The organism is Caulobacter sp. GW821-FHT09B11, from assembly GCF_059418205.1.
Map to the genome: position 1 here is coordinate 143,813 of NZ_JBWKPK010000007.1, position 12,233 is coordinate 156,045.

Sequence of the window (12,233 nt, forward strand, 5' to 3'; positions counted from 1 at the left end):
AGCGCGCCATCGAGGGCGGGCAGGGGCGATCGGTGTGAAGGACGAGGGCTGGCGCGGGCTGGTGCGCCGCATCACGCGCATCACGCGCGACCCCGCCGGCGCGGAAGACGTGGTCCAGTCCGCCATGCTGCGGATGCTGGAATATCGTCGCGCCAACGCGCTTCATAACCCCGAGGCCTTCGTCGCCCGGGCGGCGGTGAACCTGGCCATAGACGAGCGACGCCAGAAGGCGCGGCGGCCCGAGGAGACCCTGGATTTCGTCGAGGGCGCCCTGGCCGACGCCCATCCGTTGCAGGACGAGGTCCTGAGGGCCCGCGAGCGCCTGGCGCGGCTGAAACTGGGCCTGGCGCGTCTCAGTCCGCGCACCCGCGAAGTCTTTTTGCTTCACCGACTGGAGGGGCTGAAGTATCGGGAGATCGCAGAGCGCCTCGGGATCACCGTCAGCGCCGTGGAAAAGCACGTGGCCAAGGCGGCCCTGTTCCTGACCGGATGGACCGAGAAGTGGTGAGCCCAGCGCGCGATCTCGACGCTGTACGCAAGGAGGCGGCCGACTGGCTGGCCCGCCTGCGCAGCGACGCGCGCGGCCCGGCCGACGAGGCCGAATTCAAGCTCTGGCTGAGTCGTTCCGAGGACAACCGGTCCAGCTTCGACGCCCTGACGGCGACCTGGGAACTGGCCGGCGCCCTCAAGCACGACCCCGAGATCGCCGCCTCCACCCGCCGTCACGCGCCGTCGATGGCGCGCCGCGCAGTGCTGGCCGGGGTGGGCGTCGGCGCGGTGGGCGTCGGCTGGCTGGCCCTGGCGCCGGAGGTCTACGCCACCGGCATCGGCGAGACCCGCACCCTGCATCTCGACGACGGCACCTCGATCCTGCTGGACGCCGACAGCCGCATCCGGGTCCATCTGGAAGGCCGCAAGCGCAAGGCCACCCTGGTTCGAGGGCGGGCCTTCTTCCGCGCCGCGACCGATCCGGTGAAGCCGTTCGTGGTGACCGCCGAGGGGCGCGAGATCGTCGGCGACGGCGGCGACGCCTTCGACGTGTCGCTGAACAATTCCGCCGTGGCCGTGACGGCGGTCGAGGGCCAGGTGCTGGTGATGGACGCCGGCCAGCCTTCCAGCCGCCTGACAGCCGCCGCCGGGCAGCGGATCGTGATGGCCGGGGAGGCCGCGCCGCGCCGCGAGAGGGCCGACGTCCAGGCCGCCACGGCCTGGCGCTTCGGCCAGGCGGTGTTCGACGACCAGACCCTGGCCGCCGCCATCGCCGAGATGAACCGCTACAGCCGTCGCCGCATCGTGCTTTCGGAGCCGGGCCTGGAAGAGCTGCGGATCAGCGGCGTCTACAAGGCCGGCGACAACGAGGCCTTCGCCCGGTCGGTGGCGACCCTGCTCGACCTGAAGGTCCAGACCAGCGCCGGCGGATTGCTGATCGAGCCGCGCGGCGGGGCATGAACGCGTCGTTTCGCGGCTCCGAAAAAAGTTGCTGAGGAAAAATCGACCGCCGTCGTCAGGCCTCTAGAGCCCGAACATGTCGGGCCGAGAGGGGACTAGATTTTCATGACGATGGGGAACGACGGCCGGCTGCGCCGGATGCTGGCCGGATCGGCGGCCGTGGGCGTGCTGCTGGCGGCAGGGGCCGCCTTTGGCCAGTCCGTGGCCGTGGACGTGCAGGCCCAGCCGCTGGACAAGGCGCTGCGGGAGCTCGGCAAGGAGACGGGCGCCAACATCCTGTTCTCGCCCAAGGCCGTCGCCGGGCGTCGCTCGACCACGGTGGTCGGCCGCTACACGCCGCTGGAAGCGGCCCGTCGTCTCGCCGGCTCGGCCGGCCTGGAAGTGGTCGAGGATGGTTCGGGCGCGCTGATCGTGCGCCAGCCGGGCGCCGCCCCGGTCGCCACCGTCCAGCCGGCCTCGTTCGAAGCCGTAGATCAAGGCCCTGCTGTCCAGGTTGAAGAGGTCGTGGTGACCGGCTCGCGCCTGCGTCGCACCACCTTCGACAGCCCCTCGCCCGTGGTCGACATCGAGCGCGAAGAGCTGCTGGAAAGCGGCTACACCGACATCGCCGAAGCCCTGACCGACCTGCCGGGCGTCGACATCGGCGTCAACCTGTCGACCAGCCAGTCGGCGGTCCAGGACAACGGCCTGTCGACCGTCAGCCTGCGGGGCCTTGGCCAGAACCGCACCCTGACTCTGATCGACGGCCACCGCACGGTGTCCAACGCCGGCAACAAGAACGCCGTCAGCCTGAGCTCCATTCCGGAGTTCTTCGTCGACCACGTCGAGATCAGCACCGGCGGCGCCTCGGCCGTCTATGGTTCGGACGCCATCTCGGGCGTCGTCAACATCATCACCACCAGCAAGATGGACGGCGTGAAGGCCCGCGCCGTGGCCGGCGTCACCGACGACGGCGGCGGCAGCAGCCTGGAATATTCGGTGGCGGCGGGTAAGCGCTTCTTCGACGACAAGCTGTTCGTCATGGTCGGCGGCACCTACGAGAAGCAGGACGCGCTGAACGCCAGCGACCGCAAGTGGGCGACCCAGTCGGTGCTGTACGATCCCGACACCAACACCGCGACGACGCCGGACCTGTCGACCTACACCCCGGGCGGCCGCTTCCGCAGCAGCAGCTTCTATTATGACGAAGGCGGCCTGCAGAAGAACTTCGTCACCGCGGTGAACGGCTACGAGACCCGCAAGAACGGCACCCTTATCACCCCGGCCAAGCGCTCGTCCGCCGCCGCCAAGATCTCCTACCAGGCCACGCCCGACATCAAGATCTGGGGCCAGTTCCAGGCCTCGCGCGTGACCACCAATTCGGTGCGCGAGCCGTACGCCCTGAGCAGCTCGACCACCTACGGCGTCAACGACGAGTTCACGATCGGCAACATCGCCCGGGCCAACCCGTACGTGCCGTCGGCGATCTATTCGTCCTCGACCTCGTCGATCAGCTTCCGCCGCCGCATGACCGAGGTCGGCGAGCTGGAGATCTACAACCGCCGCACCACGCTGCGCGGCTGGGCCGGCGCCGAGGGCAAGGTGTTCGGCGACTGGGACTGGGCCGTGACCTACGGCTACGGCGAGTTCGACGGCTATCAGCTGCGCAAGAACGGCCTGAACATGGCCAATGTGAAGAACGCGCTGAACGCCGAGCTCAACGCCACGACCGGCCAGATCCAGTGCAAGGACGCCACGGCCCGCGCCGCCGGCTGCGTGCCGCTGAACCTGTTCGGCATCGGCTCGATCAGCGCCGCGGCGGCCGACTACATCCGCGCCGACGTCTGGTATCGCCCGCAGAACCGCCAGGACACCGTCGAAGGCTACGTGACCGGCGAGCTGTTCCAGCTGCCGGCCGGCCCGGTCGAGACCGCGTTCGGCTTCGAGCTGCGTCGCGACAAGACCCGCACCACGACCGACGAACTGACCCAGAACGGCCTGACCAACTTCGCCTACATCCCCGAATACAGCGGGGTGGTGAAGGCCAAGGAAGCCTTCATGGAAGCCTCGGTTCCGCTGGTGAAGGACCTGCCGCTGATCAAGCGCCTGGAAGTCGACGGCGCCGTGCGCGTCGCCCACTACAATCTCGAGAACGTCGGCACGACGGTCAGCTATCGCGGCGGCCTGCAATGGGCGCCGGTCTCGGGCCTGCGCTTCCGTACCGCCTGGAGCCGCGCCCAGCGCGCGCCTGACACCACCGAGCTCTATTCGCCGCCCCGCGACGACTACGACACGGTGGCCGACGTCTGCAGCGGCGTGACCGCCGCCTCGACCGGCACTGTGGCCCAGAACTGCCGTGCCAACCCCGGCATCGCGGCGGCCATCGCGGCCGACGGCGTGTTCACCTCGGAAGTCACCAGCGTCAACTCGCCCAACGGCGGCAACACCGACCTGAAGGAAGAGACCGCCGACACCCTGACGCTGGGCTTCGTGTTCCAGCCGACGTTCCTGCGCGGCTTCGACCTGAGCGTCGACTACTACGACATCAAGGTGACCGACGCGATTTCGTCGCTGTCGAACAGCCAGCTGATGGCCGAGTGCTACCGCTCGACCAGCGGCACGGACAACCGCTTCTGCAACGTCATCAGCCGTGACGCCGAGGGCCAGATCACCAAGATCCTGAACCTCGAGGAGAACCTGGACGACCTGCGCGCCCGCGGCGTCGACGTGGCCCTGCGCTATCGCTTCGACCTGGATCGCTGGAGCGTGCCGGGCGACTTCACCTTCCGCGCCAACTACAGCCGGCGCCTGAAGCTGGAAACCCGCTACCAGGGCGTTGACGGCATCAGCATCAACGACGACCTGGGCGAGGTCGGCACCTCCAAGAACGAGGGCATGGCCAGCCTGGCGTGGCGCGGCCGTCACTGGAACCTGCAGTGGACGACGAACTACATCGGCAAGGCCGTGGACGACAACGACCTGGCGGCGGCCTTCGCCGAAGCCGGCGTGACCAATCCGCTGTACCTGAACGTCGACGCCTTCTGGCGCCATGACGTGTCGGTGAAGTTCTTCCCGGATCCGAAGAACAAGGACCTGCGCGTGTTCGGCACGATCAAGAACGTGTTCGACAACCAGGGTCCGTTCCTGCCCGACGGCACGGAGTCGGGTAACAGCTACAACTACAGCGCCGTCTACGGCGTGACTGGCCGGGCCTACACCCTGGGCCTGCAGGTCGCGTTCTAAGAACGACCTCTTCATCGCCGGCGCCTTCGGGCGCCGGCGATTTCATTTCCGGAGCTTTTCGATGTCTCGTTTCCGCCTGGCGGCCCTGGCCGCCGGTAGCCTGCTCGCGTCCGTCGCCTCGCACGGCTGGGCCGCCCCGCGCGTCATGACCGCCACCGACCTGGTGGGCCTCGAGAAGCTCTCTGATCCCAAGGTCTCGCCCGACGGGCGGTTCGTGCTCTATTCGGTCGGCCGGGTCGACTGGAAGGTCAACGCCGTGCAGGACGACCTGTGGCGCGTCGGCCTCGATGGATCTGATCCCCGGCGGATGGTCGAGGGACCGGCCTCGGGCGCGGCCTGGGCACCGGACGGCAAGCGCTTCGCCTTCACCGCCAAGCGCGACGGCGACAGCGGCCGGCAGATCTATCTGTCGCCGATCGACGGCGGCGAGCCGCGCCGGCTGGGCAAGCTGCGCACCAGCCCGTCGGACTTGCGCTGGTCGCCGGACGGCTCGGCGATCTACTTCCTGGCAGACGCCCCCGATCCCAAGCCGCTGGCCAAGCGCAAGCGCGAGAAGGACGACATGGTCGCCTTCGAGACCCCGCAGGCGCGCGGGCGGCTGTGGCGGATCACCCTGGCCGACGGCAAGGCCGAGCCGGTGGTCGAGGGCGACTTCGAGGTCGAGGCCTACGACCTGTCGGCCGACGGCAAGACCATCCTCTATCGCCGCGCGCCATCGCACCTGCTGGACGACAATCCGAAATCCGAGCTGTGGGTGAAGACGGGGCAGGGGTCCGACCGCCGCCTGACCGACAACGACTTCCAGGAAAGCACGCCGCGCCTGTCGCCCGACGGCCGCTTGGCGCTGTTCCTGGCCACGGCCGAGAACGGCCGCTACGGCACGGTCAATCCGAACCTGTTCGTCGTGCCGCTGGCCGGCGGCGCGCCGCGCGAGCTGGCCCACGGCCTGCCCTACGAGATCGAGGACGCGGTCTGGTCGGCCGACGGCCGCGAGATCTACATCACCGCCACCACCGGCGTACGGCGCGAGCTGTTCGCCGTCGATGCCAAGAGCGAGGCCGTGCGGCCGCTGGCGCGCGGCGACCACGCCGCCGGCGACGTCACCCTGACCCGCGACGGCAAGACGGCGGTGTTCTTCAAGGCCTCGGCGACCTCGCCGGGCGAGGTGTTCCGCATCGATCCGGCGCGGCCGGCCCCGGTGCAGGTGACCCACCTGAACGACGACATCGCCGCCCGCTTCCGCCTGCCGCGCCAGGAGGCGATCCAGTGGACCGCCGCGGACGGCCAGGCGCTTGAGGGGCTGGTCACCTATCCGCTCGACTACCAGCCGGGCCGCCGCTACCCGCTGATCGTGCAGAGCCACGGCGGGCCGCGCTCGTCGGACGTGTTCAACATCTTCGCCTACGGCCGCTTCAACCCGCTGCTGGCGGCCAAGGGCGTGATGACGCTGAGCGTCAACTACCGGGGCGGCACGGCCTATGGCGACGCGTTCCTGCAGGGGATGAACGCCGGCTACTTCCGCCACGCCGACAAGGACGTGCTGTCGGGCGTCGACAACCTGGTGGCCAAGGGCCTGGCCGATCCGGACCGCCTGGGCGTGATGGGCTGGAGCGCCGGCGGCCACATGACCAACCGCCTGATCACCGTCACCGACCGCTTCAAGGCCGCGGCCTCGGGGGCGGGGGCGGTGGACTGGCCGTCGATGTACCTGACCTCGGACACCCGCTGGCAGCGCAGCGAGTGGTTCGTGACGCCGCCCTACGGCTCGGCCGCGCGGCGCGATCTGTACACGGACAATTCGCCGCTCAGCCAGCTGGACAAGGTCAAGACCCCGACCCTGATCCTGGCCGGCGCCGAGGACGAGCGGGTGCCCTGGACCCAGTCGGTGATGCTGAACCGGGCCCTGAAGGCCCTGGGCGTCGAGAGCGAGCTCTACCTCGCCCCGCGCGAGCCGCATAACTTCCGCGAGCTGCGCCACCGCCTGTTCCAGGTGAACGTGCAGATGGACTGGTTCAGCAAGCGCGTGCTGGGCCAGGACTATGTCTGGAGCGCCCCGCCCGGCGGCGAAGGCGACGAGGCCGGCGAGCCCTGAAATGGAAACGGCGGGGGCCAGGGCCCCCGCCGTTTTTGGTTCTAGCGACGCACCCGCAGGGTGACGCCGAAGGTGCGCGGGTCGCCCAGCGTGCCGGTGACGGCCCCGGTGTTCGCCGCCGCCAGCGACAGGTAGTAGAGCTTGTCGAAGACGTTGCGGCCCCAGACCTGCAGGTCCCAGCGGCCGTCTTCCGAGCCGATGCCGGCGCGCAGGTTCAGCAGGGTGTAGCCCGGGATCTTGGAATATTCGGAGTCCGCGGCGGTGGTGTAGTAGGCCGAGCGGTAGTTGGCGTCGTAGCCGGCATAGGCCTCCAGCCCGTTGCCGCGCCAGGTCCCGGCCGCGCGGCGGTACTCGCCGCCGGTCGACACGGCCCACAGCGACACGCCCGGCAGGCGGCGGCCGGTGAGGTCGCAATAGGTCGTCAGGTGGACCTCGATCGGGCAGGCGGCCTTCTCGTAGCTGGTGTAGCTGGCGTCGTTGTAGGTGGTCGAGCCGTAGAGGGTCAGGCCCTCGACCGGCGCGGCCCGCACGTCGATCTCAACGCCGCGGCTGCGGACGCTGCCGGCGTTGGTCAGGTAGCTGGTGCTGTTGATCAGGTTGACGGCGGTGGTCTGGTAGCCTTCGTCCTCGGTCCAGAACAGGGCGAGGTTGGCGGTCAGGCGACGGTCCAGCCAAGTGCTCTTCAGGCCCGCTTCATAGCTGTCGATGGTCTCCGGATCGATGACCGGATCGACGGCGTTGGCGCCCGAGGTGTTGATGTTCGACAGGTTCAGGCCGCCGGCCTTATAGCCCCGGGCGTAGGTCGCATAGAGCAGCGGGCCGTTGTCGAAGGTGTAGGCCAGGGTGACGTTGCCGGTCAGGCTGTCGCCCGAGGTCTTGGACGAGAAGCTGTTGGCCGCGCCGAAGCGGGCGCGTAGGGCGATCGCGGTGGCCTGTTCGGCCGTGGTCAGGCCCGAGAGGCTGGCGCCCGACGCGGTCTGGTCGAACCAGCCGGTCATCTTCTCGTAGGTGTAGCGCAGGCCGCCGGTGATATCGAAGCGGTCGGTGACGTGCCAGGTGCCCTGGGCGAAGGCCGCCGCGCTGGTGGTCTCGGGGCTGGAGTGGCTGATGATCGAGTAGTTGTTCAGCGCCGCGGCGCGCACGGTGGCCGAGGCCGCCGCCGGGGCCAGCAGCCAGTCGGCCGCGTAGGGACCGTAGTAGTTGACCGCCTCGGCCTCGAGATCCTGCCAGAAGTAGTAGAGGCCGGCCACGTAATCGAGCTTGCGGTCGCCTTCCGAGCGGATGCGCAGTTCCTGGCTGAACTGCTGCTGGTCGTTGTCCTGGTGGGCGTCGATGATGGCCGACAGGGTGGTGCCGTCGGCGTCGTTGTGCGGACGCCAGTGCCAGCCGCGCCAGGCGGTGACCGAGGTGAGCGTGGCGTCGGCGAGGCTGTAGTCGACGATGGCCGACACGCCGCCGTGGGTCTCGAAATAGCTGTTCTTGGTGTTGACCGAGACCTGGCGGGCCTCCGGATCGATGGCCGGCGGGGTGAAGCCGATACGGGCGGCGCGGGCCAGATAGCCGTTCGGATAGGCCGCGCCGTCGTCGGCGTAGTTGGTCAGCAGGCCGGTCAGCACGCTGGCGGCGGTGTTGGAATATTGCTGGCCGTAATCGCCCGACAGCTTGATCTTCAGCTTCTCGTTCGGGGTCAGCAGGAACTGCAGGCGGCCGCCGAAGTCGTGATAGTCCTGGGTCTTGGAGCCGTCATAGACATTGGTCATGTAGCCGTCGCGCTGGGTGTTGGCGAGGGCGACGCGGAAGGCCAGCTTGTCGTCGACGATCGGACCGGCGACGGCGAGGTGAGCCTGGAAGTAGTTGTAGTTGCCGCCGGTGACGTCGGCCGCGAACTCCGGCGTGAACTTCGGCTCCTTGGTCGAGATCACCAGGGCGCCGGCCGAGGTGTTCTTGCCGAACAGCGTGCCCTGCGGGCCGCGCAGAACCTGCACGGAGTCGAGGTCGGCGAGGTCGAACACCGCCTGGCCCGGACGGCCCAGATACACCTGGTCCAGATAGACGCCGACCGCCGACTGCAGGCCGTCGTTATAGACCGAGACGTTGTTGCCCAGGCCCCGGATGTTGATGCTGGTGTTGCGCGGGTTGGTGACGCTGACGCTGAGGCTCGGCGAGAGCTGCTGCAGGTCGCGGACGTTGTAGGCGCGGGCTTTCTCGAGTTGAGCGCCGCCGAAGGCGGAAACCGCGACGGGCACGGTCTGGGCGTCTTCCTCGCGGCGGCGGGCGGTGACGACCACGGACTCAAGGCCCACGGCGTCGTCGGGCGTCGCATCAGGGGCCGTCGCAGCGGGCTCGGCGGGCGTCTCGGCGGCGAAGGCGGGCGCGCCGACCATCAGGGCCGCGCAGGAGGCGGTGGCCAAGGCCAGGCGACGCAGGGTCACGCCGTGGTTGTGGTCGAGGCGAGTATTCGCCTGGCGATAAGAATGTTGCGCGCCCGACATGTTGTGGAGCCCCCATAAACAGCAAGAACAACCGCAGAAGAACGACGGTCCATGACGCCTCGGCGGGCCCTTCGCCGATGCGTCGTCGTTGCGGTGCGGAGGGAGCTTTAAATCCCAACTACTCCGATCGGCATTACAGAAATTCTCAACGGTGCGTTTCGAAATTGTCGTAAGCGCCTCGGAGCGGGGAGGCCTTAGGGAAAAGGGAAAGCTGAGGGAAAGCGTCATGAAGACCCGCAATACGAACCTGGGAAACCCCCTGCGCGCACGCCTCCTGGCCGGCGCCATGATCGCCGCGACCTGCCTTGCGGGCGGCCTTGCAAGCGCCGCGGAACCTACGGTTCCGGCCGTGACGCGCACGGCCGACAAGCGGCCGAACTTCTTGATCATCGTCGCCGACGACTTGGGCTATTCTGATCTGGGCGCGTTCGGCGGCGAGATCGACACGCCGAACCTGGACGCCCTGGCCAAGGCCGGCGTGCGACTGTCGGGCTTCCACACCGCCGCCACCTGCTCGCCGACCCGCTCGATGCTGCTGACCGGCTCGGACAACCACCAGGTGGGCCTGGGCTCGATGGCCGAGATCCTGACTCCCGGCCAGAAGGGCCAGCCCGGCTACGAGGGCTATCTCAACGACCGCTCGGTGACGGTGGCCGAACTGCTGCGCGACTCCGGCTACCGCACGCTGATGGCCGGCAAGTGGCACCTGGGCCTGACCGACGACCAGTCGCCCACGGCGCGCGGTTTCGAGCGCTCCTACGCCCTGCTGCAAGGCCTGCAGAACCACTATGGCGAGGACCAGAACGACGCCTACAAGGCCGCCGGCGCGGCCTCGACCTTCCGCGAGGACGGCAAGGTCGTGACCTATCCCAAGGGCGTGTTCTCGGCCGACTTCTACGGCGACCGGATGGCCCAGTACGTCCGCGAGAGCGCCAAGGACAGCCGGCCGTTCTTCGGCTACCTGACCTTCACCGAGCCGCACTGGCCGCTGCAGGCTCCGCCCGAGACCATCGCCAAGTACAAGGGCCGCTACGACGCCGGCTACGAGGCCCTGCGCGAGCAGCGCCTGGCCAGGCTGAAGGCGCTGGGCCTGGTGGCCAAGGACGCCAAGGCCCATCCGTTCGTCGACGTGCCGGCCTGGAGCTCGCTCACCCCCGAGCAGCAGAAGGTCGAGTCGCGGCGGATGGAGATCTACGCGGCCATGGTCGATCGCCTCGACCAGAACGTCGGCAAGGTGGTGGCGGCCCTGAAGGAGACGGGCCAGTACGACAACACCGTCATCGTCTTCCTGTCGGACAACGGCGCCGAGGGCAGCCGCATCGACACCGTCCGCGCGGTCTTCGATCCGGCCAAGCTGGCGGCGCTGCAGATCGACAACAGCTTCGACAACCTGGGCCGCGCCAGCTCGCACGTCGGCTACGGCCCCGGCTGGGCGCAGGCGGCGACCTCGCCGACGCGGCTCGTGAAGGGCTATTCGACCGAGGGCGGCATCCACACGCCGGCCATCGTCGAGGGGCCGGGCGTCAAGGGCGCGGGCCGCATCGTCGACTCCCTGGCCCACGTCACCGACGTCGAGGCCACGGTGCTGGAACTGGCGGGCGTCAAGCGTCCCGAGACCTATCGCGGTCGCCCCGTCGCTCCGGCCATCGGCCATTCGTGGGTCCAGGCCCTGGCCAGCGCCGACGCCTCGGTGCGCGGCCCGCAGGACACCGTGGCCTGGGAGCTGTTCTTCCGCCGGGCCGTGCGTCGCGGCGACTGGAAGGCGGTCTACCTGCCCACCGCCCCGGGCGGTGCGGCCTATTCGCGCGAAGCCGTGCTGCCGGCCAACTGGCAGCTCTTCAACCTGAAGAGCGACCCGGCCGAGGCCGTCGACCTGGCCGCCAGCCAGCCCGACAAGCTGAAGGAACTGGTCGAGGCCTGGAACCGCTACGCCGCCGACAACGGCGTGGTGCTGCCGCCGGCCCCGCCGGCCGCTGGGGGCGCCGCCGCCAAGACCAGCGGTAAATGAGCCGGCGCGGCCTTTCCTGGGCGGTCGCCGCCGCAGCCCTCGTCGCCGGCCTGGCGACGAGCGGCTTCACGGTCGCCGATCCGGCCGGCGTCGAGGTGGCGGCCATTCGCGCCGCCGCCCCCGGCGCCTGCCATGCCCGCAAGGGCGAGGACAGGGAAGGCCGCGCCTTCGTTCCCGCCGGCGCCGTGGCGCTGGGCGAGGATGGTCCGGGCAAGCCGGGCAAGGCCGTGGCCGTCGAGGGTTTCTGGATCGATCGCCACGAGGTGACCAACCGCCAGTTCGCCGCCTTCGTCGACGCCACGGGCTACGTCACCCAGGCCGAGCGGGACGGGGCCTCGGCGGTGTTCGTGCAACCCGAGCACCTGTCGGGCGATGACGCGGCGCAGTGGTGGAAGCTGGTGCGCCGGGCCAACTGGCGTCATCCGCACGGCGGCGGAGCCGACGACCTGGCCCATGCCGACGAGCCGGTGGTGCACGTCACCTACGACGACGCCCGCGCCTACGCCCGCTGGGCCGGCGGCCGCCTGCCGACCGAAGCCGAATGGGAGCGGGCGGCGCGCGGCGACCAGTCCGGCCCGCGCTCACCCCAGGCCTGGGCCTATGACGACGACGGCAAGCCGGTCGCCAACACCTGGCAGGGCGAGTTCCCGCTGGCCCAGAGCAACGAGGACCACTTCACGGGGCTCGCGCCCGTCGGCTGCTTTTCCGCCAACGCCTTCGGCCTCGTGGACATGATCGGCAACGCCTGGGAGTGGACGTCGAGCGCCGCCGCGACCGGCGGACCCGAACGCCTGATCAAGGGCGGCTCGTTCCTCTGCGCCTTCAACTACTGCGCCAATTTCCGCCCCGCCGCCTGGCAGGCGCAGGAGGAGGGGCTGGGGACGTCGCACGTGGGGTTCCGGGTGGCGTACGCCCGGGCGGTGTGAGGCTTTCACCACCTTAGAGCCCGTCATTCTCGCCCTTGTGGCGA

General features: G+C 69.4%; 7 protein-coding genes. 6 read left to right on the forward strand and 1 reads right to left on the reverse strand.

All coding sequences use genetic code 11. The features are described from left to right. The first annotated feature begins 34 nt into the window (after positions 1-34). The 4 genes from AC07N1_RS07330 to AC07N1_RS07345 all read left to right on the forward strand — a co-directional run bounded on the left by AC07N1_RS07330 (position 35) and on the right by AC07N1_RS07345 (position 6,763). A complete protein-coding gene (locus AC07N1_RS07330) occupies positions 35-508 on the forward strand; it encodes an RNA polymerase sigma factor (RefSeq protein WP_494671192.1) in 474 nt (157 codons plus the stop codon). Continuing rightward, the gene (locus AC07N1_RS07335; RefSeq protein WP_494671193.1) at positions 505-1,449 is read left to right on the forward strand and encodes a FecR family protein; all 945 of its coding nucleotides are present in this window, start codon (positions 505-507) and stop codon (positions 1,447-1,449) included. The genes AC07N1_RS07330 and AC07N1_RS07335 overlap by 4 nt, the downstream gene beginning before the upstream one ends. A gap of 105 nt (positions 1,450-1,554) precedes the next feature. Next, positions 1,555-4,671, forward strand: coding sequence for a TonB-dependent receptor domain-containing protein (locus tag AC07N1_RS07340; RefSeq protein ID WP_494671194.1), 3,117 nt, complete (start codon positions 1,555-1,557; stop codon positions 4,669-4,671). A 61-nt stretch (positions 4,672-4,732) separates the two neighbouring features. Beyond that, positions 4,733-6,763 carry an alpha/beta hydrolase family protein gene (locus AC07N1_RS07345; protein WP_494671195.1) on the forward strand — a complete coding sequence of 677 codons (2,031 nt, stop codon included), beginning with the start codon at positions 4,733-4,735 and terminating at the stop codon, positions 6,761-6,763. A gap of 41 nt (positions 6,764-6,804) precedes the next feature. Here the strand turns inward: AC07N1_RS07345 and AC07N1_RS07350 are convergent, their stop codons facing one another. Further along, positions 6,805-9,255, reverse strand: coding sequence for a TonB-dependent receptor (locus AC07N1_RS07350; RefSeq protein ID WP_494671196.1), 2,451 nt, complete (start codon positions 9,253-9,255; stop codon positions 6,805-6,807). Between the two features lie 226 nt (positions 9,256-9,481). On the opposite strand from AC07N1_RS07350, the gene AC07N1_RS07355 reads away from it, so the two are divergent. Beyond that, entirely contained in the window at positions 9,482-11,263 is a 1,782-nt protein-coding gene (locus tag AC07N1_RS07355; RefSeq protein WP_494671197.1) for an arylsulfatase, read from the forward strand. Further along, positions 11,260-12,189, forward strand: coding sequence for a formylglycine-generating enzyme family protein (locus AC07N1_RS07360; protein WP_494671198.1), 930 nt, complete (start codon positions 11,260-11,262; stop codon positions 12,187-12,189). Before AC07N1_RS07355 ends, AC07N1_RS07360 begins: the two co-directional genes overlap by 4 nt. The last annotated feature ends 44 nt before the right edge of the window (positions 12,190-12,233 follow it).